A 22,581-nucleotide genomic window follows, 5' to 3' on the forward strand; every position below is an offset into this window, starting at 1 on the left:
TTTGCGCGCGCTCTGCATACGCGAAGCGGGTCCGCGCGAGGACATACGAGCGAGGCCCGTGGAACATCCCGCCCAAACGTGGGATAAGGTCTACAGGATGTCGCCGGGCCTTTCAGCCGGCCATTTTCCCGCATCCACCCGCTTCCAGATCGGAAACCCGTACGCCATGACCGACGCCACGTCGACCGAGCAGACGCTTCGCAGGATCGCCGAAGCCAATGGCGTGAGCACCGACGCGGCGCGGACGCTGCTCGACGCCATACGTGCCGGCGGCGGCAGCATGGCACAATTCAGCCATCCCGAGCTCGGCGGCATGGGCCAGTGGTCGTTCGGCGGCATGCTGATGATCGGCGACATGTTCAACAACGGGCTCAAGGCGAAGGTGGACAGGCTCTGCCACGAGCTGGCCGATCTCGCCGCCACGCTGCCGCCGCCGGTCATGGGAGGTGGCTATCGCTGGTGGCCCGACGGCCTGGGAAACCCGAGCACGGCCGGCGCGCAGAACGACATGCGCTATGCCTTCTTCCCGTCCGACCGCCGGCTGGTGATCAGCCAGCATGGTGTGGTGACGGTCTTCGATACCGGCGAGCACATGATCTCGGGCGTGTCCCAGCAGCAGGGCGGCACCTATAATCTGAGCTTTTCCAGTCAGTTCGGGCAGGTCGATCTCGGGTCGCTGCGGCGCGTGCCGGGAACGGGCGAGGCGCCAGCGGACCCGCCGGCGCCTGCGCAGCCATGGGTGGCCGAGCCGGCGCTTGCGCCGGTCATCGCGCCTGCGCCGGTCTTCACCGCGGAGCCGGTCTTCATGCCAGCGCCGGTCTTGGCGCCAGCGCCAGCGCCGGCCTCGGCCGTTGAACTGTCCCCTGTGCCGGCGCCCGCGCCAGCCGACGTCGCCGTCGCGCCGTTACAGAGCGCGCCGTCGGGCGGCCATGACGACATCTTCGACAAGCTGGAGCGGCTGGGGGAACTCGCGAAGAAGGGCATCCTCACCGAGGCGGAATTCCAGGCCAAGAAGACCGAGCTGCTGGCCCGCCTGTAGCCGTCGCGACCGCCCAGTGCAGGCGCCACGCCGCGCTCTCCGTGGGGCGGAGCGCAGCGTAGACAGGAAACCCCTGACCGTCGAAGAGGCAGAGGACGCACATCCTTGGGCGGCCGCGTGAGCGCCGAGCCGGCTAGGGAACCTGCTGGGGCTCGGGAAACGTCCAGGTGCCGTTCAGGATTTCCTCACGTGGACGATAGAGCCGCACCGTGTAGTTCCAGTCCTTCACGATCGGCAGGCAGTTGGGAATTTTGCCGTCGCAGCCGCCGAACTGAACATCGACGGCGCCATCCGTGCTCTTGACGGCGGTGATATCGTTCAGCGAGTAGGCGTCGTACTCGTTCTTCTGGAAGAAACCTTCGCCATTATAGACGCTGATCGACCAGAAAGCGTCGACCGGCACGTCCTTGACGCTCAGCTTGTAGACGGTGGTGCCGTCGTTCTTCGCCGGCGTCAGGCTGAGATAGGTCGCGTCGCGGTCCGGGTTGCCGCCCCATCCCGCCGCCGTGCCGATCAGGTGCTGGATCGGATCGACCTGTCCCCTGGTGCCGAAGGCGTTCTTGAAGCCGCCGGTCGCCGACGACAGGACCAGCAGGGCGTCGCGGAGCTTCTTCTGTCCGGCGGCGTCCCAGCTGGGTATCTCGAAGCTGCCGCGCGCCGGCTGGGAGGCCTTGATGGCATCCTGCAAGGCATGCACCTGCTCAAGGTCCTTGGGATCGTTGGGATCGACGAGCGTCCTGATGGCCGCCATCACGTAGCGGGTGCCGACGTTCTCCCTGGTCAGGGTCACCGGGCCGGCGGCGTAGACGACCATCGGCGTGTAGTGATCCTCGTTGATCACCTGCAGCGACATGAAGCGCTTGCCGGCATCGGGCAGGGTGATCGTCACCGGCCCGGCGTCGAGGTCGAATACCGTGTGCGAATAGAGCGTGTCCCGGTTCATCCGGATGACGCTCTGCTGGTCGATCGGAGTCGGTGTGCGGTTATGGGCGAACACGCCGAGGCCGCCATCCTTGACGGCAGCCGCCATGTACATGTCCGACTCGGCCCGGGGGAAATTGTCCACCGTGACAGGCACGGATTGGGCATGGGCGGCCAGAGGCAGTGCGAAAGCAAGGCCGAGGCCGGCGACGAGGGACGGTTTCATCGATGCAACTCCCGGTACGATAGTCCGGGGGCACCCTAATACTTCCGCCACCAATCCGATAGCGAATGCGGAGGGCAAGACCGCATGGCGAGGGCGAGGTCTTCGCGGGCGGTGCTGCCGCCTCACGCCGTCTGGTCGTGGCAGGGGGTGCCCTTGGCGTCCCAGGCGGGGCCGAGATCCTCGACGCCGGCTTCCAGGCAATCCACCGCGAGCTGCAGCTGGCCGCCGCCGGAGAAGGTGAAGGTCACGGTGCCGGACGGCGATTCCGTCGGCTCGAAGGTGACGAGCAGCAGGTTCAGCACGTCGCGCTTGCGCTTGAGGTCGATGCCGCGCACCCGCGCGCCCAGCACATGCTCGAAGCGGATGCCCGCGCGGCGCCGGACACAACCCGACGGCGCCTTGCCGGCCGGGCCGAGATCGAGGGCGGCGACCACCGCCGCGGCGCCGGCGCCTTCGGCCGCCAGCTCCTTCTGCACCGCGCTTTCCCAGTCGAAGCGGTTGGCGAGCATGACGAAGCGACGCTCGCCGGGCTGGAAGGCCATGTCGCCCACCGACACCACCGCATCCTGAAGATGCACCGACAGGACGGCGAGATCCTCGTCGTCGAGCGCAATCAGCTTGAGGCCGCTGCCCATTTTCTCGTTCTCCGCTTGGCTACGGGGCACAGATGGAGCCGCCTCCCGGCGGCTTCAAGTGGGCATCGCGCAACGCGTACCGGGCATGCGGGCGCCGAACGGCTCAGCCGGCGAGCCGCTCGATCTGCGCGCCGCAGGCCGAGAGCTTCTCTTCCAGCCGCTCGAAGCCGCGGTCGAGGTGGTAGACGCGGTGGATCATGCTCTCGCCTTCCGCCGCCAGAGCGGCGATCACCAGCGACACCGAGGCGCGCAGGTCGGTCGCCATCACCGGCGCGCCGGTGAGTCGCTCGACGCCCTCGATGGTGGCGGTGTCGCCGTCGAGATGGATCTTCGCGCCGAGGCGGGCCAGCTCCTGCACATGCATGAAGCGGTTCTCGAAGATGGTCTCGGTGATCTTCGAGGTGCCGCGGGCGCGGGTGGTGAGCGCCATCAGCTGCGCCTGAAGATCGGTCGGGAAGCCGGGGAAGGGCGCCGTCGAGACCTCGACCGGCGCGATGCCAGCGCCATTGCGCCGCACGCGCAGGCCTTCATTGGAGACCGTCAGCTCGGCGCCGGCGTCGCGCAGCGTTTCGAGCGCGGTTTCCAGCGTGTCGGCGCGGGCGCCGGACAACAGCACGTCGCCACCGGTCATCGCCACCGCCATCGCATAGGTGCCGGCCTCGATGCGGTCCGGCAGCACGGCGTAGCGGGCGCCGTTGAGGCGCGGCACACCGACGATGCGGATGGTGGAGCTGCCCTGGCCCTCGATGCGCCCGCCCATGGCGTTGATGCAATCGGCGAGGTCGACGACCTCCGGCTCGCGGGCGGCGTTCTCCAGCACGGTCTCGCCATGGGCGAGGCTGGCGGCCATGATGGCGGTGTGGGTGGCGCCGACCGACACTTTCGGGAACACGACGCGCGCGCCCTTCAGCCCCTTCGGCGCCCGGGCGATGACGTAGCCGGCATCGATCTCGATCTCGGCGCCGAGCGCGCGCAGCGCGTCGAGGTGGAAGTCCACCGGGCGGGTGCCGATGGCGCAGCCGCCGGGCAGCGACACCCGGGCCTGGCCCATGCGCGCCAGCAGCGGGCCGATGACCCAGAAGCTTGCCCGCATGCGCGAGACGAGGTCGTAGGGCGCGGTGGTGTCGACGATGACGCGGGCGTCGATCTCCAGCGTCTGGCCGGCATAGGCATCGTCGCCGCGCCGCTTGCCCGCCACGGTGATGTCGATGCCGTGATTGCCGAGGATGCGCTGGAGCAGCGCGACGTCGGCGAGACGCGGCACGTTCTCCAGCACCAGCTTCTCGTCGGTGAGCAGGCCGGCGATCATCAGCGGCAGCGCGGCGTTCTTGGCGCCGGAGATCGGAATCGATCCGTTGAGCGGGTTGCCGCCGACGATGCGGATGCGGTCCATCTAGCTTGTGCTCCCTCGCCGGGCGCTGCACGGGGCGCGCTCGCGGCGGCAGTGATCGTGACGAGGGCCCGCGATTCGCGCGGCAGTTCCCCCAGCGTTGACCGTCACTCCTAGCGCGTGGCGGGCGGCGCGGCAATTCGTCCGCCGCCGGCCTCAGTCTTCGCCGTCGCCGGCGGGGGATTGCGGGGAAGGCGCCTCCGTCGGGGTGGCGGGCGCCGAGGAGGAGGGCGCGGCATCGCGGCCGCGTGCCTGCGCCTTGCGGCGCTTGAGATTTTCGCGCAGCGCGGCGGCGAGGCGCCGGGCGCGCTCCTCGGCTTCGGCATCGTCCTTGCGGCGCATCGGCGACACTCCCAACGGCATGATCACCCTGTCTTCGCACCGGCGGGACGGGGATGTCCAGCCGGGGACGCCGTGCGGCGGGAGGCGGGGTAGGGTGATGTGACGTCGATGCGAGGATGGCGCGGGCCAGGACTGAGGGCGAAACGGGGCCCGTGCCGGGATGACGCCGGCCGGGACTGTGACCAGAACAGGGGCAGGGCCGGGATGGCGCCGGGATCACGCTGGACCGAGGCTGAGCCAGGGCCGGTCACAGCGAGGGCAAGGGGATGTGGCGGCCCCGGGGGGCAGGAGGGGACTCGGGGCCGGTGGGAGCCCGTGCCAAGGGCGGGCGGGAGGCCCGCCGGCGACAGCGGGGCGGAGACGCGGCTGTGAATGACGTCATACCGGGCTTGCGCCCCGCCGCCGGCTGTGGCAAACGTCGCCCCGCTTTCGGGGAGCACCTCCCCGCAGGGCTGCGGTAGCTCAGTGGTAGAGCACTCCCTTGGTAAGGGAGAGGTCGAGAGTTCAATCCTCTCTCGCAGCACCAGTTATCTCAAATCAAATCAGCGCTTTAGGCAGGTTTCCTCATAAGCGGGCTGGCGCGCGAGTGTGCGTGAGATAGCAGGATAATTAGCAAGCCTGTATCGACGCGCGTACATAATCCGCACAGCGATTTAGGCCAGCTGCTCCTGATTCTCAGGGCCGTCCATCTTCCGGGTTCGTGGAGAGCCGGGCTTGCCGGTCTGCTGGATCGGCGTGTCATGGCTGAACGCGCCACTGCGTCGGGGCCGGCAGCGTGTTGGTCGCTTCGAGGCGCGGCTGTCGCCGAGCGTGCGCGTCGTCCCGGCTCATGTCGTCAACGGCTTGGCCGAGGAACCGGTCCACGAGGCGCCCGCTTCGGAATGGGGGAGCGTCGATCGGCGCGAATATTCGTTCCGGCGGGCGTTCACTGAAGGGCGCGGTCCTTCAAGGACCGAACGAGCCGGTGCCGACATCGTCGGCTTCTGGGCGATGGGGACGGCTTGCACGACGATGCGGCGACAAAACGGGCGGAAGAACTGCGTCCGTGCCGTAGATGGCGGGCCGACGAAGACCTGTCCCACAGGCGATGTGATCGACCTGTCGTTCGCGCTGAAAGTCGGCCGCGCCACGCTCTGTCGGCCAATCGACGGATGCCGATAGGGGCGCCGCTGGCCGGTGCCGGAATGGTCGCAGTAGGCGCGTTCCTGATGGCGCGCACCATTCGCACGAAAATCGTGCCCGGCAGCTAGTGCTTGTCGAACGACAATGTGGGGTGATCCCATCCCAGCGCCGGGACTTCGCCGACAACCTCAATCGCTGCCTCGACCAAGGTCAGCGCCGGGGCGACGTCGCCGTCCGCAATCATTCCTTCCAACGAACGTCCGCTACCCCATACGGCGTCCATCGCAATTTCGGCGTTTCGTATGTAGTCGCGGGCCGCGGTCAAAGCCTCGAGCACGGCTTGAAGAGCGCCTTGCGGAAGCATGTCACTCACCTTTGGTACTGAATTAGAGGCGATTTATGGCCACCATGTTACCGCACCGCGCCCCTTTTCGCCAAGTGGGTTGTGCTGACGACGTTTTGCTATCTTTGATAGAAAAACTCTATGATCGCCCGCCGTCCGTTGGGCTTGGAGCGCGTGCTTGAACGCATGGCAACTGTCGACGCCGGGCCATGCGGCGAGGCTGCTGCGGTAGAGCACGCGTGCCGTCGGTCTGGCTGCGCGGATGGTTCGGGAGCGGCGGACGCTCAAGGCGTACAGGGATAGCGTCGGCGCCCGGAAGAGCGAGATCGGTCACGCCTCCGGCGCTGGAGTTGCTGTTTCCCATGCCGAGCTGACCATCGCGGCGACCGGCACCGATGCAGTATTCGCCCGCGACGTCGTGAGATAGGAAGATGCGGTGCACGACGTCATCAAAGGGCCGCCGGCCGGTCACCCGCACGGCGCACGCGGCGCGGTCTGTCACCCTATCGGGCAGCGGCTTCGCGGGTTCGACGTTCGCCAAGCAGATCGACGCAGCCGCCCCGTCCGGATCCGCGCCGCGATCCTCCTCTCGCGCTCGCCCGCAGAGGTCCTGTCGCGTCGCACCGCGAGATCGACCGATTCTTCACCCCCTACAGCATTTCCTTCCCAAAAGTTCGCTGGACCGGCGCCCAGTCGATCTGGGTGCCGACCTGATCTCCCATGCGCGGACCATGACGGTGTCCGAGGGGCTGCCACGGTCGTGGCCGGTGCGAGGCGAACCATCCGGAAACGTCGTCCTGTCCCCGGGAGGCGTTGGCCGATCTGATCGACACCGCCGTGCGGCGTGGGCTGGCCGATGCCAGGCCGTGGCTGGAGGACAGGGAGGATCGCGAGAGGCCGTAACGACTTGTGGTTGTTACGGCGCTGGCGCAGGGCGATGGACGGGGCTGCGGCAGGGATCGGCTGGGCGGGTCTCGTCCTCCTCGCCAGCGGTGTGCCCATCGTCGTCTGGGCGGCATTCGCGTGGATGGCCTCAGGCCGTCGGCGAGGAGAGGCGCGGATGCTGCGGGTGCCCGGCGCCGGCCGGGCAGGGGCCGGCGCTCCGAGCCGCATTGTGATGGTCGGTTGCGGCCAGCACGCCGTCCGCGGCATGCCGGACGAACGGCGTTGTCACGCCAGCGCCATCCTTGTGGCCCGCGATCAGGGGGAGGGGACCGGCCAATCCGATCGGTGGCCGGCCTTCGATCCACGCCGAGGCTGGAGGCGTCTAGGCCGCGGCATCGGTTAGCGCGGCGGCATCAGGTAGCGCCGCGGCTTGGGCGGCCAGCCTCGCTCGCATCGTCGCCGGCAACTGTCGGGCGGACTTTACGCGGGGCAGGTCCATCTCGCGAATGGGCTCGGTCGGCACGCCGTAAAGCGCCTCGAACTCCGAATAATTGTCGAAGCGGCGGCGGGTGACGTTGTCGACGAAGGTCTCCGCCGCGACGCCTTCGGCCAGCACCAGCGCGTGGTCCTCCAGCTCGACGTGGTAGTAGGTGAAGCCTTCCTCCGGCTTCACACGGGTGATCGTGGTGCCATTCACCAGCGCCGCCGCATGCACCAGCACGCCGTCAAGGAACAGGGCATGATCGGGCGACAGGACAAGGTCGCGGACCGGCAGAACGCCGTCGAGAGACCCAGCGGCAATGCGGATGGGATGGACCGTCAGCGGATCGGCGAAGATCGGCACGATCCTCTGTCGTCCGATCCACCTTATGCTCCGCATCTCGCCCGAGGCGGTCAGGACCAGATCCCCGATGGCGAGATCTTCCACGGCGCGCTCGCCATTCGGCGTGGCAAGCCGTACGCCGGCCGCAAAGCAGGTCACAAAGCGCGTCGTCTCGATGGTCACGGGGCCGGACAGGTCGCTGTCATTCGAGAACAGCATGTAATTCCCATGAAACAGCACCAGTACGCCATTTCCATGGAACCCTTGATAGATGTACTGATTGACGCCATCGATGGTTATGTTGTCGTCTATGTAGAAATATTCCTCGCTGGTCGTGCTGGTCAGCGTTTCCGATATGATGGCTGACCCGGTGATATTATAGGTGAATGTAGATGTATCGAAGGAGACGTTGTAAAGGTAGGAGGTAGAATAGGTTGCCATCGATTAAAATCCGGATTGAGGTCTATTTGTTTGATTGCGGAGGCGGATGCAATTGAACGAATTTTATCGGAGAGGTAGGGCCGGGATGGAGGCTATCGGAGCTTGCAGTCCGATTCCGACAACGGACGGAAGGCCTGTTTCGCCGGAACGGTCTCGACGAGCTTCAGGAAGTCTTCCTTCTCGGTGACCTCGGCCGGCGTCTTGACCTCGACGAGATACATGTCGTGGATCATGCGGCCATTGGGCAGGAGATCGCCATTGGCGATGAAGAAATCGGCGACGTTCAGCGCGTCCAGGGCGTCCAGCACCTTGGCGGAATCGTCGGTGCCGGCCTTGTCGATCGCGTTCAGATAGTTGGTCACCGCTGAATAAGTGCCGGCGGCGATCCAGCCCGGCGCGTGACCGGTGATCGCCATCATGCGCCGGCCCCATTGCCGCGAGGCCTCGTCCTTGCCCCAGAACCACGGAACCGCGAAGCGCACGCCCTGCATCGCCTCGACGCCGATGGAACGCACATCGGCCTGATGCATGAAGGTGACGGCAATCCTCATGCCCTTGTCGCGCAGGCCGGCGTTCTGCACCTGCTTCATCGCATTGACGAGATCGGCGCCCGAAATGTTCATCATCACGATCTCGGCGCCGGACGCCTCCGCCTCGGCCAACTGGGACGAGAAGTCCGTCGTGCCGAGCGGGGCGCGCCGCTTGCCCTTCACCGCACCGCCATGCGCCGCCACGGCGGTCGCGACGGCGTCCTCCTGAATGACGCCGGCCTCGGTGTCGGGCGACAGGATGAAGAAGGAGGTGTGCCCTTGCGCCAGCAGTGCCTTGACGGTGGCGCGGATGGTCGAATCCGCGTCATAGGCCCAGGCCACGACATGCCCGTTGCAGTCTTCCTCGGTCGGACGGTCGGTCAGCGGCGACACGAACAGGCCGACCTTGCCTTGGGCGCCGATCAGCTTGTTGACCGGCAGCGCGATGGCTGAATTGGTCATGTCCGCGATGACGTCGACCTTGTCCCGCGCCAGCCAGTCATCGGCAATGGCGAGGCCGACCTCCGGCTTGTTCTGATGATCGCCTATGACCAGCTCGACCGGTATCCCCGCGGCCTTGCCGCCGTGATCCTTGATGGCGAGCTCGACGGCACGCACGACTTCGGTGCCGCCGATAGCCGAGAAGGACGAGCTCTGGTCGTTGAGCACACCGATCCTGACGGTGTTATCCTGCGCGCGTGCCGTAAACGACGCCGCGGCGAGCATAGCCACGCCGAGCAACAGGCTTTTCATGATGTTCTCTCGATAGTGCGAAAGGCGGGGGCCGCCCGGCGCCGGGAACGCGGAGATGCAACAGTTTCGGGATCAGGCGGCTACGGTAGAAAATGCTTGCGCAGCTGCGTTGCTATCGATGGTCGAATATTGAAGGGGGCTCAACGGCCCGGCGAGTGCATGGCTTCCTCCGCCGAGTGACGTGAGCGGCGCAACTCCGACGCTGACGAATGTCGCCAATTGACTCCCCCTCCGACAGGTCGCCCCCCGCCCCCCTGCGGAAATCTCGCGGCTATACCTGTCGACGTAGTGTTTGTTGCATTGGTCCGCCCGTTCAACTCCTCTAAATAGAGGATATCGTCTCTCCTCTTCCCTTGTGGCCGCTCCGGGGAAGGGGGCCGTCACGTGCCTTGACGGGGGTGGGCTCTTTCTCTTGTTGTTCTCACGGCATCAATCCGCCCATCACTCGATGGAGCCGGCCATGTCGTGCGTGCGCCGCCCGCCCACGCGACGCCTGTTGTCGCCACGGATGGGGGCGTGGGGTTCCTTGCCTGCCGATCACGCCTGACGCCGCCGTTCGTCAATGACGCGGAGCGGTAGGTTCGGCATGGAGAGGGCCGCGCGGGGCCTATGAGGGACCGGGCGGCATCGATGCGCGGAGGAGCCGCGGAAGCGGCCTATGGCAGCTGCCAGAACGGCTTGATGCCGTCATGCGGGTGGAACAGCGGCTTGGCGGTGTTCTTTTCGGGATGGACGGCGAGGGGGGCGAGGTCGGTGCCGTTCTCGACGGCGGCGTACCAGATCGGCACATAGCGATCATGGTCGAATTCGTCGATCTGCCGGTACGGCCACTCCTTGTCGGCAAGGTCGATCAGCCATCGCGCCGCGTTCCGCAGGTTCGCTCCGTTCGGCGCCTGGTATTCCCAGAGATCCAGCCCGTACCCCTTGGCGATCTCGGCGATGTGGATCCAGCCCTGCAGGTTGAAGCAGCAATAATGCTGCGAGGTTTCGCGCGCCAGTTCGTGCGGCTGCGATCCGTCGGGCGCGAAATGCTGCGGCATCCGCGCCACCGCCCGTAACAGAGTGGTCTTGAGCGCCGCGAAATCGCCGATGGCGATCGCGATGGCCGAAACCTGAAGATCGTAATAGATGCCGTGATTGTTGCGCGCCTGGCATTCGGCGACGCCCTGCTTCGACTTCAGCAGCCAGTTCAGATACGAGGTCAGCCAGCTGCGAAATTCCTGAATCTCGCGCGAGGTCAGCAGGCCCGACCGGATGAGCGTCTGCGTCGCCTTCAGATAGAAATACAGATCCTTCATCTCGATGAGCCCCGTCGCGGAGCCCATGTTCTGGTTGTGGCCCGCCCGCACCTGGGCATATTTGAGATGCCGGGTCATGCGGGTGGCGGGGTCGACGAAGAACCGGACGAGTATCGCTCGCGCGTGGTCGAGATAGCGGCGTTCGCCGGTCTCCCGACAGGCAAGGCACAGCACTCGCGTATCGTCGAACACCCGCTGCAGGCGGGTGCGGTCGTAGCGCTCGCTTTCCGGCTCGTACATCACCGTGCCCGGCACCCGCATGCCGTCGCGCATGACGTAGGGCAGGCCGTCACGCGTATCGGGGTTCGGCCAGAAATACGGCGCCGGATGGAAGTAGTCGTGCACGTCGCCGCTGGGCGGCAGGGTCTGCTTGTCGATCACCGAATAGGGCCCGCGCGTCAGCGCCTCGTCGGCCGCCGTGACGAGCGCGAGCTTGAGATCGATCAATGCGGGGGCTTGCGTGAGCACCGTAGGGTTCCGTGCGCGGGGCGATCGAAGCAAATTTTACCGTCAGGCTATCCGAGCCGAACAGAAATCAACAGGCCGTGCCGCAGGACTTTCGGTCGCGCCGCAGGGGTGGAGACGTCGACGATCACCGTTTCGTGGTCGGAGATTCGCCGGGGGTGTCGAGGGGAGGAGTTGCCATTCCGCTACCGTCGGAGCAGAAAGCGAGCGCCCGGCCTTCCCTGCCGAGCATCGGCGTTGCTGCCGCGACCCGTGCGGGCGGACCGCTCGTTCTCGCCATGGTGCTGCGCCCTGGGGCCATCAAGGCTCTGCTCCGAAAACCGAAAGAGGGATCGGTGCCGACGATGCACCTTCTGTGCCTGAGCCGCGCGACGAGCGATCCGGTGCCCGCGGGACGAGTTCCCCGGCGGCCGGTTGCCTGGTCGTGGCCGGGCCGCACCCTCGCGGCGGGGCCATGTGGCGGGGAGCGGGCATGACGGCCGACATGGAGCGGATCACCGGCCTCAAGCCGGTCCGCAACGCCCTCGAGGAAATGTTCCCCTGGGAGGTTCGGCATATCGAGCCGGTCGAGGGGCAGCCGGTGAGCATGACCCGACTGGTGCTGCCGGTGGGCGCGATCCGCCTCGTCGAGACCGAGCGCGGCTATAATGGCTGGTCGCGCACCGACCATCAGCCCGGCGTGGCGCCCCCGGCGCTGGCGGTGGTCGGCTTCACCCTGGCGAACGGCCTGATGCTGGAGCCGCCCGGCGACCAGCGCATGGTGATGGCCGAGAACGAGATGCTGGTCACGCCCTATCGCCCGGGTAGCCTCGTCTGGCGCGGTTTCGGCTCGACGACGCTGTTCCTCAGCTTTCCGCCCGATCTCGTCACCGACGTGCTGGGCCGGCATTTCCACCTGTCGGCGCAGGAGCCCAGCTTCGATCCGCGCCTGCTGTCCGACCAGCATCCGGGCTATGGCCTGCGCCACATGGCGCAACGGGCGATCGAGGATGTCGGCTCCCTGCCGGAGGCGACGTCGCCGCTGGTGCGCGACCTGCTGGTGCGACAATATCAGGACGTCATGACCAGCCTGCTGCTGCTGCACGTGCCGCATTCGCTGAGCGAACTGCTGCGGCGCGCGGGCGAGGGTGGACAGCCGCAGCATCTGCGACGGGCGCTCGATTACATCCACGCCAATCTGGAGCAGCCGCTGGCGCTCGAGGCCATCGCCGCCGCCGCCGGTTGCAGCCCGCGCCAGCTCCAGCTGGCCTTCCGCAGCCATCTCGACACCACGCCGATGGCGATGGCGAAGAAGCTGCGGCTGGAGATGGCGGAGGCGCGGTTGCGCTCCGGCCAGTATCGCAACGTGACGGACGCGGCGCTGGCGCTGCATTTCAGCAATCTCGGCCGCTTCGCCGCCGAGTTCCGCGCCCTGTTCGGCTATTCGCCGCACCAGGTTGTGCCGCCGGCACCCTAGCCGCTGCTGTCGCGGATTGCCGGGCTGGCCTGAGGCGTGAACCCGGCGCGCTTGCGCGGGCATCGGCCTGCGAATCCATCCCTGAACTCCCCCACGCCATCTGACGAAGTCGTGACCGGCACGGGTCCGGGCCAGGCGCCATCGGCGGTTGGGATGTTAATCAGACGGAAATAATTTCATTTTATAATTAGTCTCTGCGCATTTTGTATGTGTTTCTTCGCTATCTGGACGGCGACCTCGCCCCTCGGCTCCTAAGAAAACGGAGCTTGATGAGTCCCAGACAGACGGGTGAGGAAATGGCCGACCTATACGTAGCCAGTGGCGCAACGACGAACGTCACGACGAACTCCACCTACGGAAATATCTTCCTTGGAACCGGCTCGACGCTGGTGGCCGATGGCGCGAGCGTATCGACGAACTTCCTCGATGCCGGCTCGAATTCGGTGATCAAGGTCACCGATGGCGCCACCTTTACCAATACCGGGTGGACGAATGCCTCCAATGTAACCTTCGAGGTCGATGGTTCCTCTACACTGGACTTCTCCGCCCAGCATTCCGGCGGCGGCGGCATCAGCGGCCAGACCATCGTCTTCACCGGCACCGGCGACGGCACGGTGAAGCTGCCCGGCGGCGTGGTCAACCTCAAGATCGAGGGCTTCAATGCCGGCGACGTGCTGAAGTTCAGCGACAGCAACATCACGGAATTCCGCACCATCGACAATGGCGACGGCACCATCACCATCCAGGCGGTGAACGTGCAGAGCGTGTGGTACACGCAGGTCCTGTCGTCCGTCACCGTCTCCGGCAACGTCAATGCCGCCGATTTCATCTTCGATCCCTCGACCGGCACCGTCGGCTATGCCTGCTTCCTCATCGGCACCCGGATCGCCACGCCGGACGGCGAGGTCGCGGTCGAGAACCTCAAGGCAGGCGATCTCGTCCTCACCCATGATGGTCGCAGCGTCGCCGTGAAGTGGCTGGGCCGCCGCACCCTGCGCGTCCGCGCCATTCCCGAGGCCAAGCGCGTCGAGGCGATGCCGATCCGCATTCGCAAGGGCGCGCTCGGCAACGGTCTGCCGCTGCGCGAGCTGGTGGTGTCGCCCCAGCACCACATGTATCTCGACGGCGCGCTGGTGCCGGCGGTGCTGCTGGTGAACGGCAAGACCATCGTGCAGGACTTCTCGATGGAGACGATCCAGTATTTCCACGTCGAACTCGACCGCTTCGACGTCATCCTCGCCGAGGGCGCGCCGACGGAGTCCTATCTCGACACCGGCAACCGCGCGATGTTCGAGGGCGAAAACCGGGTTGTCACCCAGCTGCGCCCGAGCTTCCAGGAAGAGCGCCGCGAAGTGGTGCGGCAGGCTCGCGCCGCCTGCGGCTTCGAGGTGCTGCGCACCGGCCCGCGTCTGAACAAGCTGCGCCGCCGCCTGTTCGCCAAGGCTGAGAGCCTGAGCGGCTTCGTGCGGCAGGCCGACAGCCGGCTGCGCATCCTGTGCGACGGCGCCGAGATCCGGCCGGAAATCGCCGACGGGCGTTTCCACTTCACCCTGCCGGCGGTACCCGCCGAAGGCGTGCGGCTGCTCTCCCGCACCGTGACGCTGCGTGACGGCCTCGACAACGCGACCCGTAGCCTGGACGTGGTCGGCGTGGGCGTCACCGGCATTGAGCTGCGCGATGCCCGCTCGGAGCGCGTGGTCGCGCTCGACGCGCCGGAGCTGTCCGGCTTCCACGCGCTGCACCGCCACCAGAGCGGTGAGCGGCGCTGGACCTCGGCACAGGCCGAACTGCCGGCCTCGCTGTTCACCGGGCTGAACGGCCCGGTGACGCTGACCCTGACCGTGGACAGCGGTTCGCTGCGCTACTGGCAGAAGAGCCCGGCGAAGCCGGTCGCCCGCGTCGCCTGAACTGGTCGATGAGGCGGGCGGGACCCTGCGTGCGCGTCACGCGGGTCTCGCCCGTCTTCGCCTGTCGGTTCGAGAGCTAGGCCGGAGGCTGGAGGCGCCGCGCGAGGGTGGGGCACCGTCTGCCGCCCGCCGCTAGGGCACGCGATAGGCGGTGCCGGTCGCGGTGATGCTCCTCCGGCAACTGGGGATGCTGGCGGCCTGGTCGACGGAGACATTGGCGACGATGTTGGCGCCTTGCTCGCCGGCAAGACTGCCGAGGGATTGCAGGGCCATCGGTTCGGTCGGCGGCGAGTCCAGGGCGGTCTTCTGGCAGGAGAGGCCAGTGAACCGGCCGAGCGACTGGGCGTTCGCCGGAACCTTGTAGCTCGGCGACATGTGGACCGTCACCGGGCTCGAGGCCACCGATTGAGGACCGGAAGAGTCCGTGGTTGTGCAACCCGTTAAAAGCACGGCGATAAAGCAGATGCCGATGATACGCATGGCATACCCCCCTATTTACTCTAGGTAATCACAGTTATCGGGTAATATCCATTGGATTTGCGGAAGTTTTCGTGGTGCGCTGCGGGAAGCGGTGGGGCGGGTGCGACGGCGCCGCGTGCCGGTTCGCGTGGGTCCGGCCGGCGCACCGGGCGGGACGGCGTCGAGGCGCTTGTCGGCGAGGCGGTGCACCCCTAGGCTGAAGGTATTCCGGGGGGCTTCCATGAAGCTGTGTCTCTTGCTGATCGCGGTCCTGTCGCTGCCGGGCGTGGTCGCTGCGGCGCATGCCAAAGAGGGCGATGCCTATCGCGAGCGTCTCGACCGTTTCGGCGGCGTGTCCGGCAGCCGTCCGGGGGCGCTTCCCGCCATGAGCGAGAAGCAGAAGCGGGCGGCGTTCGTGCCCTTCGCCCGTGCCGCCAGCGACTGCATCGCGCGCGAGGTCGGCGACGACTACCGGTTCGTCGACGCGGTCTTCGCCCGGCAGGTGCCGAACCTGATCCCCGACGCGATTTCGCGTTGCGGTTCGCAGATCGTCGCCATGGGAGTCGCGCATGAGCGGCTCTACGGCCCGGGGAGCGGCAGAGCCTTCCTGCTCGGCCCCTATGTCGAGGGGCTGAACGAGGCGGTGGCCAAGCGTCTGGAAGGCCGCGTCGCCACGCTCTATCGCCTCGCCGGCGGCGAGGGGGCGGAGCGGCCGGCAGGGCCGATCGCCTTCCTCGTGCTGGCGAGCCGCGAGGATCTCGACGCCGCCATTCCGGTGGGGCGGGCGTTCCGGCCCGATTTCCCGCGGGTGTTCGTCGCCCGCGCCACCAACGGGCGTTACGCGATCGTGCTGGGACCGATCGCCGCCGGCGAGGCTGCCGCCGTCAACGCCACGCTGAAGCGCGGCGGCAAGATCCCCATGGACGCGTTCGTCTCGGATGGCAGCAAATTGTCGGCTTCCGTCTGGGATGCCTCGCTCGACCCCGGAACGGCGGTGGCGGCCGCTCCGCCGGCTGCCGCCCTTCCATCGCCCAGGGCCGACGCCAAACGCGCGGAGAATATCGCCTCGGGCAGCGGCTTCTTCGTCAGCGGCGACGGGTTGATGCTGACCAACGCGCATGTGGCCGGCGATTGTCGCAGCATTACCGTGCGCCCCTATGGGCCGGCGCAGCTGGTGCAGAAGGACGGCGCGAACGATCTCGCGGTGATCCGGGTATCCGGCGCGACGCCCAAGGCGGTCGCCAGCTTTCGCGAGGAGCCGGTCCGGTTGGGCTCGTCGGTTATGATGCTGGGCTATCCGCTCTCGGATTATCTCAACAGCGCGCTCAACGTCACCGCCGGCATGGTGAGCAGCCTGTCGGGGATCGACGGCGATACACGCTATCTCCAGTTCACCGCGCCGACGCAGCCGGGCAATTCCGGCGGGCCACTGCTCGACAATACCGGCAGGGTCGTCGGGGTGGCGACGGCGAAGCTGAGCGACCTCAACGTGATCAAGGTCGCCGGCACGGTGCCGCAGAACGTGAACTTCGCGCTGGGCAATGGCGCGGCGCTGACCTTTCTGCGCGCCGCCGGCGTGCCGGTGAGCGTGCGCGGCGAGGCGAGCGAGATGAAGGCCGAGGACATCGCCGAGACCGGGGCGACGTTCACCGCGCAGATCATATGCGAAAAATAGGCCGCGCCCGGCCGCTGCTTCCGGCCCCGACGGCGGGCGACGCGTGTGGCTTCCGTTCTCGGGCGCGAACACGGAACGAATGTCTCCTCGCACCGGCTTGTGCACGGCTGCGAAAGGCCGGAGGCTTGCCGTCTTACCTTAGGTGACGCGCTGGAGGCTGGACATGATGCGCATGACGACGGCGGCACTCGCCGCGCTGGCGGTGCTGGCGGGCGGCATCGCCCGCGCCGAGGAGCCGCCACTGTGGAAGCTCTATGAGCAGTCGCTCAAGGGCGCCAAATATATTGATCTCACCCATGCTTTCGAGCCGGTGCAGCCGGTGTGGCCGGGCTTCGGCAATGCGGTGTTCAAGCCGGCGGTGGCTGGGCGGGACATCGAGGGCTATGTGAAGAAGGGCGAGGAGTTCACCTATGAGAAGCACGGCTTCGTCGCCTCGGCCTATGAGCTGACCACCGACCAGTACGGCACCCAGCTCGACCCGCCCTCGCACTGGAATCCGAAGGGCGCCACCATTTCCGACCTGCCGGCGAGCTTCGCCATCCGGCCACTGGCGGTGATCGACATTTCCGGCAAGGTCGCCAAGGACGAGGGCTACCACCTCCAGGTGGCGGATATCGAGGCATGGGAGAAGGCGCATGGCCGCATCCCGGAGGGGGCCGTCGTGTTCGTGCGCTCCGACTGGTACAAGAAGTGGGCGGACAAAGAGCGCTTCGGCAAGGCACCGTTCCCGGGTGTCAGCCTCGCGGCGCTGAAGTTCCTGCACCTCGAGCGGAAGATCCTGTTCCACGGCCACGAGCCGCTCGACACCGACACCACGCCGACGCTGGAAGGCGAGCACTGGCTGATGCACAACAACTTCGCCCAGGCGGAGGGCGTCGCCAATCTCGACAAGGTGCCGGAAGCCGGAGCGCTGGTGACCATCGGCTTCGCCAAGCTGCTCGGCGGCTCGGGCGGCTATGCCCGCTACATCGCCATCGCGCCGGCGGACTGGAAGGAGGGCGTCTCGGTGCTCGACGCGCCCGGCGCGCCGCTGCCGACGCAGACGGCTCCCTTGAAGCGCGGCGCCGACGGCGTGTTCCGGCCGACGCCGTGAGCCGGCCGGACGGCGAGGGGCTGGCGGCGTGCCCGCCCGCCCCGTGGCGGGGGCGAGGAAGGTCACGGTGCGGTGAGGAGCGGCCTTGCCAGTGGCTGGTCGAAAATCGGCGTATTAGAGAGAGGTATTCGACCCAGCCGTGAGCCTCGCATCATGCCCGCCAGTTTCGCCACCGTGCCGACCGCCCATGCCAGCCGCTATCTCCAGCAGCTGTGCAAGCATTGGGCGCACAAGTTCGAGGTCAGCTTCACCCCCGAGGACGGGCGGATCGTGTTGCCGGAGAACACCATCACCACGCTGCGTGCTGACGCAACCGGGCTCGGCGTGCGGCTGGAGGCGGTCGACGCGCCGACGCTGGAACGGATGAAGGGCGTGGTCGCCAACCATCTCGACCGCTTCGCCTTCCGCGAGGCGCCGCTGCCCTTCGATTGGCGCGACGAAGGCTGAGCTTCACGCCTTGCGGATGCGGAAGAGGAGCTCGGCCGCGCGCCGCTCACTCGCTTCCAGGATGTCGCCGAGCTGGCCGACGAGATGGGGAATGTCGATCACCGCCATCGGGTCGGTGCAGACCACCTCGAAGCGCGCGCCCGAAGCGGCACGCTCCAGCGCCCGGCGGGTGTGCAGCGCCGGCAGCGGGCATTTCAGGCCCTTGAGGTCGAGCCGCGTCATTTCCCCGGCGCCGGGCGTTTCGGCATCCGGTGTCGGTGCGGTGGGCTTGCCGGGATCGGCGTCGACGGGCATCTAGGTGTCTCCTGCGCCTCGCTTAAGGCGAGGGCGCGAACCCGGCAAGACATAAGCAAGCTACACATAAGCAAGCCTCGAGGCCGGGAAAGGGAGGACGTGATGCGCGTGATGGGTTTCGCCGGCTGGAGCGGGGCGGGCAAGACCACGCTGCTCGCGCGGCTGATCCCGGTGCTGGTCAGGCGCGGGCTGAAGGTCTCCACCATCAAGCACGCCCATCACGAGTTCGACGTCGACACGCCGGGCAAGGATTCGCACACCCATCGCGTGGTGGGGGCGAGCGAGGTGCTGGTCGCCTCCGCCGTGCGCTGGGCGCTGATGCATGAACTGCGCGGGGCGCCGGAGCCGGAGCTGCCGGAGCTGATCGCGCATCTGGCGCCGGTCGACCTCGTGCTGGTGGAGGGCTTCAAGCGCGACCGCCACCCGAAGATCGAGATCCACCGCGCCGAGGTGGGCAAGCCGTTCCTGCACCCGGACGACCCGTTCATCGCCGCCATCGCCTCGGACCGGCCGCTGCCGGAGGCGCCGCTGCCGGTGATCGACCTCGACGACGCCGAGGCCATCGCCGATTTCGTCGAGGCGCATGCGGCGGCGGTGACACTGGTGGACTGGCGCACGCGCTGAAGCCGCCCGGCCTGTCACGGAGATTCAGCCTGCCAGGGCGATGAGGCGTTCGGCGGCTGCAAGATCGTCCGGCGTGTTGATGTTGAGGAACGGGTCGTAGGGCTCGGCCGGCCAGTCGACGGTGACGGCCCCGGCGCGGACGGTGAAGGCGCGCACGCGGCGCTCGCCCTCGTCCACCAGCATGCGCCGCAGCAACGGCGCCAGCGCGATGTCCCACAGGCCGATCACCGGATGGTCGCGCCCGCCGGAGGCGGCGATGGCGGCGGGGGCCGCGTGCTTTTCCGCCAGCAGCCGGGCGGCGAGGTCGCGCGGCAGCAGCGGGCAATCGGCGGAGACGGTGAGGATGTAGCGGGCCGAGGGATGGTGCGCGGCGGTATGTTCCATGCCGGCGAGCAGGCCGGCGAGCGGGCCGGGAAAATCCGGCAGCGGGTCCGCCACCACCGGCAGGTCGACGCCGAAGCGGGCGGGATCGCCATTGGCGTTGAGCACCAGCGCGTCGACCTGCGGCGCCAGCCGCTCGATCACCCGGTCGATGAGGCGGCGGCCGGCGATTTGCTGCAGCGCCTTGTCGCCGCCGCCCATGCGACGCGACAGGCCACCGGCGAGGATGACGCCGAGAATGCGCGCGCCGCTCGTGCTTTCGCCGCTCATGCTGCCGGCCTCGTCAGCAGATAGGCGGCGACGGCCAGCATCGTCGCGCCGATGCCGGCCAGTACCAGCGTCGGGATGGCGGTGAAGGTGAGAAGCGCGAAGCTCGCCGCCATCGAGCCGGTGGCGAAGAACTGCGCCCAGCGCGGCACCACGCCTCGCGCGCGCCAGGCCACCACCGCCGGGCCGAGCTTGGGATGGGCCAGCAGCCAGCGCTCGAAGCGCGGCGAGGAGCGGGTGAACAGCCAGGCAGCGAGGATGAGGAAGGGCGTGCCGGGCAGGACCGGCAGCACGATGCCGGCAATGCCGAGGCCGACACAGACCCAGGCGAGCACGAACAGCAGCCAGCGCACGGGCGCGGCGGCGGCGGAGAGGGCGCGGTTCTTCTCGCTCATGCGGCGGCTACGCTGACGGACGCACTGATGGAGGCATCGATGAACGCATTCATGGGCGGATTCACGTCCTGCCTTGGCCCGCCGATCCGTGCTTCCCATCGGTCGACGGGCGGCGTTGATGGCGAGCGGGCCGACGATTTTCCAGAACCGTGCCGTTTGTTCGCGAGAGCAGCATAGCGGCTTATCCGGCCTCAAGCAGCCTGACGGCGACGTCGCGCTCGAAAATGTGCAGCAGCAGTCGCAGGGCGCGGCCACGTTCGCCGACGAGATCGGGATCCTCGGCGACCAGCGCACGGGCCTCCGCGCGGGCGCGCTCCAGCAGGTCGCCATGCACTTCCAGCCGGGCGACGCGGAAGCCGGGCAGGCCGCTCTGGCGGGTGCCGAGCAGGTCGCCTTCGCCACGCAGCTCGAGATCCTTCTCGGCGAGATAGAAACCATCGTCGGACTGGCGCAGCGCCTCCAGCCGCGCGCGCGCCACCTCGCCGAGCGGGCGGCGATAGACCAGAAGGCAGATCGAGGCGACGTCGCCGCGCCCGACGCGTCCGCGCAGCTGGTGCAATTGGGCGAGGCCGAAGCGTTCGGCGTGCTCGATGACGATGATGCTGGCCTCGGGCACGTCGACGCCGACCTCGACCACGGTGGTGGCGACGAGGATGCGCGTCTCGCCTCGGGCGAAGGCGCCCATGGCGGCATCCTTCTCCGCGCCCTTCATCTTGCCATGCACCAGGCCGACGGCGGCGCCGAAATGCTGGCGCAGATCCTCGAAGCGCTCCTGCGCGGCGGCGAGGTCGGAGGTCTCGGATTCCTCCACCAGCGGGCAGATCCAGTAGACGCGGCGGCCCTCCTCGAGCGCGTGGGCGAGGCGGGCGATCACCTCGTCGAGCCGGTCCATCGCCACCATGCGGGTGTCGATCGGCTTGCGGCCCTTCGGCTTCTCGCGCAGCTCGGAGGAATCCATGTCGCCGAAATAGGTGAGCACCAGCGTGCGCGGGATCGGGGTGGCGGTCATCACCAGCACGTCGACCGCCTCGCCCTTGGCGGCGAGCGCCAGCCGCTGGTGCACGCCGAAGCGGTGCTGCTCGTCGACCACCGCGAGGGCGAGGTCGCGGAAGCCGACGCCCTCCTGGAACAGCGCGTGGGTACCGATGACGAGGTCGATCTCGCCCTGCATCAGGGCGTCGAGGAGAGCCCCGCGGGATTTGCCCTTCTCGCGCCCGGTGAGGACGGCGACGCGGATGCCGGCGGCCTCGGCGAGCGGGGCGATGGTTTTCAGATGCTGGCGGGCGAGGATTTCGGTCGGCGCCATGATCGCCGCCTGATGGCCGGCCTCGATGACGGTGGCGGCGGCGAGCAGCGCCACCACCGTCTTGCCGGAGCCGACATCGCCCTGCAGCAAGCGCAGCATGCGGTTGTTCGAGGCGAGGTCGGCGCGGATGGCGGTGAGCGCGGCGTCCTGCGAGCCGGTGAGCGAGAAGGGCAGGGCGCCCAGGATCTTCGTGGTCAAAGCGCCGGTGCCGACCACCGGCCGCCCGGTCTTGCGCACGGTGCGGGCGCGCACCAGCGCGAGCGCGAGCTGGCCGGCGAGCAACTCGTCATAGGCGAGGCGGCGCCAGGCGAGGCCGCCGGGAGTGGCGTCGGCAAGGTCCTGCGGCTGGTGGAGGCGGGTGAGGGCGGCGTGGAATTCCGGCCCTTCGGGAAGGCAGCCCCAGTCGGGCAGCGGGCCGGTCTTCTGCAGGGCGCCGGCGATGGCGCGGCGGATATGGCCCTGCCCGAGGCCCTCGACCAGCGGGTAGACCGGCTCGACGGGCGGCAGGCGGGCGAGGCCCTCATCGTCCAGCACGCGGTCGGGGTGCACGATCTGCGGGATGCCGTCATAGAGCTGCACGGTGCCGGACACCCAGCGAGCCTCGCCCACCGGCAGCATGTGCTCCATGCGCCGACGGTCGGCGGCGAAGAAGATCAGCGCCAGATCGCCGGTCTCGTCATGAGTGTAGACGCGGTAGGGCGCGCGCGAGCCGGGCGGCGTCGGGACATGGCGGTCGACATGCACCCGCACGGTGCCGATCTCGCCCGGCACTAGCTGGGCGACGGTCGGCCGGGCACGGCGGTCGAGGGTGGAGGCGGGCAGGTGCAGGAGCAGGTCGAGCACCCGCGCGCCCTCCGGCTTGCCGAGCAGCCGGCCGAACGGGCGGGCGAGCTTCGGCCCGATGCCCGGAAGATCGGTGAGGGCGGCGAAATAGGGATTGAGGGCGTCGGGACGAAGCATGGCGCGGAATGTGGAGGAAGGGCGGGGCGGGTGCAATCGGGCGAGGGCGAGGGCAGGGGTGTTCCGGTGGACAGTGGCCACGGCGGCGTGTCGTCCACCGTACC

General features: G+C 67.9%; 21 protein-coding genes and 1 tRNA gene. 9 read left to right on the top strand and 13 right to left on the bottom strand.

Annotation, left to right across the window (positions count from 1 at the left end):
• The first annotated feature begins 166 nt into the window (after nt 1–166).
• Nucleotides 167–1,039 (top strand): SHOCT domain-containing protein, encoded by an 873-nt coding sequence (locus tag LGR54_RS24695; RefSeq protein WP_230364617.1) that lies wholly within the window; start codon nt 167–169, stop codon nt 1,037–1,039.
• A gap of 133 nt (nt 1,040–1,172) precedes the next feature.
• Here LGR54_RS24695 and LGR54_RS24700 read toward each other — a convergent pair whose 3' ends face one another.
• The 4 genes from LGR54_RS24700 to LGR54_RS24715 all read right to left on the bottom strand — a co-directional run bounded on the left by LGR54_RS24700 (nt 1,173) and on the right by LGR54_RS24715 (nt 4,553).
• Entirely contained in the window at nt 1,173–2,186 is a 1,014-nt protein-coding gene (locus LGR54_RS24700) for a DUF1254 domain-containing protein (protein WP_230364618.1), read from the bottom strand.
• A 122-nt stretch (nt 2,187–2,308) separates the two neighbouring features.
• The gene (locus tag LGR54_RS24705) at nt 2,309–2,821 is read right to left on the bottom strand and encodes a DUF2948 family protein (RefSeq protein WP_230364619.1); all 513 of its coding nucleotides are present in this window, start codon (nt 2,819–2,821) and stop codon (nt 2,309–2,311) included.
• A 103-nt stretch (nt 2,822–2,924) separates the two neighbouring features.
• On the bottom strand, nt 2,925–4,214 hold the full coding sequence (murA, locus tag LGR54_RS24710) for a UDP-N-acetylglucosamine 1-carboxyvinyltransferase (protein ID WP_230364620.1): 1,290 nt from the start codon (nt 4,212–4,214) through the stop codon (nt 2,925–2,927).
• A 153-nt stretch (nt 4,215–4,367) separates the two neighbouring features.
• On the bottom strand, nt 4,368–4,553 hold the full coding sequence (locus LGR54_RS24715) for a hypothetical protein (protein WP_230364621.1): 186 nt from the start codon (nt 4,551–4,553) through the stop codon (nt 4,368–4,370).
• 451 nt (nt 4,554–5,004) lie between these two features.
• Here LGR54_RS24715 and LGR54_RS24720 point away from each other — a divergent pair.
• Together LGR54_RS24720 and LGR54_RS24725 are read left to right on the top strand one after the other, a co-directional pair.
• Nucleotides 5,005–5,079: transfer RNA gene (locus LGR54_RS24720), tRNA-Thr, on the top strand.
• A 188-nt stretch (nt 5,080–5,267) separates the two neighbouring features.
• Nucleotides 5,268–5,714 (top strand): hypothetical protein, encoded by a 447-nt coding sequence (locus LGR54_RS24725; protein ID WP_230364622.1) that lies wholly within the window; start codon nt 5,268–5,270, stop codon nt 5,712–5,714.
• Nucleotides 5,715–5,799: 85 nt separating this feature from the next.
• On the opposite strand, the gene LGR54_RS24730 is transcribed toward LGR54_RS24725, so the two are convergent.
• The 4 genes from LGR54_RS24730 to LGR54_RS24745 all read right to left on the bottom strand — a co-directional run bounded on the left by LGR54_RS24730 (nt 5,800) and on the right by LGR54_RS24745 (nt 11,216).
• The gene (locus LGR54_RS24730; protein WP_230364623.1) at nt 5,800–6,039 is read right to left on the bottom strand and encodes a hypothetical protein; all 240 of its coding nucleotides are present in this window, start codon (nt 6,037–6,039) and stop codon (nt 5,800–5,802) included.
• 1,246 nt (nt 6,040–7,285) lie between these two features.
• A complete protein-coding gene (locus LGR54_RS24735; RefSeq protein WP_230364624.1) occupies nt 7,286–8,167 on the bottom strand; it encodes a Hint domain-containing protein in 882 nt (293 codons plus the stop codon).
• A gap of 92 nt (nt 8,168–8,259) precedes the next feature.
• A complete protein-coding gene (locus LGR54_RS24740; protein WP_230364625.1) occupies nt 8,260–9,450 on the bottom strand; it encodes an ABC transporter substrate-binding protein in 1,191 nt (396 codons plus the stop codon).
• A gap of 656 nt (nt 9,451–10,106) precedes the next feature.
• On the bottom strand, nt 10,107–11,216 hold the full coding sequence (locus LGR54_RS24745) for an alginate lyase family protein (RefSeq protein ID WP_230364626.1): 1,110 nt from the start codon (nt 11,214–11,216) through the stop codon (nt 10,107–10,109).
• 469 nt (nt 11,217–11,685) lie between these two features.
• On the opposite strand from LGR54_RS24745, the gene LGR54_RS24750 reads away from it, so the two are divergent.
• Nucleotides 11,686–12,669, top strand: a complete 984-nt coding sequence (locus tag LGR54_RS24750; protein ID WP_230364627.1) for an AraC family transcriptional regulator — start codon at nt 11,686–11,688, stop codon at nt 12,667–12,669.
• 296 nt (nt 12,670–12,965) lie between these two features.
• Nucleotides 12,966–14,576, top strand: a complete 1,611-nt coding sequence (locus tag LGR54_RS24755) for a Hint domain-containing protein (RefSeq protein ID WP_230364628.1) — start codon at nt 12,966–12,968, stop codon at nt 14,574–14,576.
• A gap of 132 nt (nt 14,577–14,708) precedes the next feature.
• Here the strand turns inward: LGR54_RS24755 and rcsF are convergent, their stop codons facing one another.
• Nucleotides 14,709–15,056, bottom strand: coding sequence for an Rcs stress response system protein RcsF (gene rcsF / locus LGR54_RS24760; RefSeq protein WP_230364629.1), 348 nt, complete (start codon nt 15,054–15,056; stop codon nt 14,709–14,711).
• Between the two features lie 220 nt (nt 15,057–15,276).
• On the opposite strand from rcsF, the gene LGR54_RS24765 reads away from it, so the two are divergent.
• The 3 genes from LGR54_RS24765 to LGR54_RS24775 all read left to right on the top strand — a co-directional run bounded on the left by LGR54_RS24765 (nt 15,277) and on the right by LGR54_RS24775 (nt 18,250).
• Complete coding sequence (locus LGR54_RS24765; RefSeq protein ID WP_230364630.1) at nt 15,277–16,710, top strand: S1C family serine protease; 1,434 nt, start codon at nt 15,277–15,279, stop codon at nt 16,708–16,710.
• Nucleotides 16,711–16,873: 163 nt separating this feature from the next.
• Nucleotides 16,874–17,803: a cyclase family protein gene (locus LGR54_RS24770; RefSeq protein WP_230364631.1), complete on the top strand. Its 930-nt coding sequence runs from the start codon at nt 16,874–16,876 to the stop codon at nt 17,801–17,803.
• Between the two features lie 153 nt (nt 17,804–17,956).
• Entirely contained in the window at nt 17,957–18,250 is a 294-nt protein-coding gene (locus LGR54_RS24775; RefSeq protein WP_230364632.1) for a DUF2218 domain-containing protein, read from the top strand.
• A 3-nt stretch (nt 18,251–18,253) separates the two neighbouring features.
• Here LGR54_RS24775 and LGR54_RS24780 read toward each other — a convergent pair whose 3' ends face one another.
• Nucleotides 18,254–18,544 carry a sulfurtransferase TusA family protein gene (locus LGR54_RS24780; RefSeq protein WP_370638278.1) on the bottom strand — a complete coding sequence of 97 codons (291 nt, stop codon included), beginning with the start codon at nt 18,542–18,544 and terminating at the stop codon, nt 18,254–18,256.
• A gap of 102 nt (nt 18,545–18,646) precedes the next feature.
• On the opposite strand from LGR54_RS24780, the gene mobB reads away from it, so the two are divergent.
• On the top strand, nt 18,647–19,168 hold the full coding sequence (gene mobB, locus LGR54_RS24785; protein ID WP_230364633.1) for a molybdopterin-guanine dinucleotide biosynthesis protein B: 522 nt from the start codon (nt 18,647–18,649) through the stop codon (nt 19,166–19,168).
• Nucleotides 19,169–19,192: 24 nt separating this feature from the next.
• On the opposite strand, the gene mobA is transcribed toward mobB, so the two are convergent.
• The 3 genes from mobA to recG all read right to left on the bottom strand — a co-directional run bounded on the left by mobA (nt 19,193) and on the right by recG (nt 22,477).
• Nucleotides 19,193–19,819, bottom strand: coding sequence for a molybdenum cofactor guanylyltransferase MobA (gene mobA / locus LGR54_RS24790; protein WP_230364634.1), 627 nt, complete (start codon nt 19,817–19,819; stop codon nt 19,193–19,195).
• Nucleotides 19,816–20,211 (bottom strand): YbaN family protein, encoded by a 396-nt coding sequence (locus LGR54_RS24795; RefSeq protein WP_230364635.1) that lies wholly within the window; start codon nt 20,209–20,211, stop codon nt 19,816–19,818. The genes mobA and LGR54_RS24795 overlap by 4 nt, the downstream gene beginning before the upstream one ends.
• A 181-nt stretch (nt 20,212–20,392) precedes the next feature.
• Nucleotides 20,393–22,477 (bottom strand): ATP-dependent DNA helicase RecG, encoded by a 2,085-nt coding sequence (gene recG, locus LGR54_RS24800; RefSeq protein WP_230364636.1) that lies wholly within the window; start codon nt 22,475–22,477, stop codon nt 20,393–20,395.
• Nucleotides 22,478–22,581: the final 104 nt, after the last annotated feature.

It is taken from the genome of Ancylobacter sp. Lp-2 (assembly GCF_020523795.1).
Lineage (GTDB): Bacteria > Pseudomonadota > Alphaproteobacteria > Rhizobiales > Xanthobacteraceae > Ancylobacter.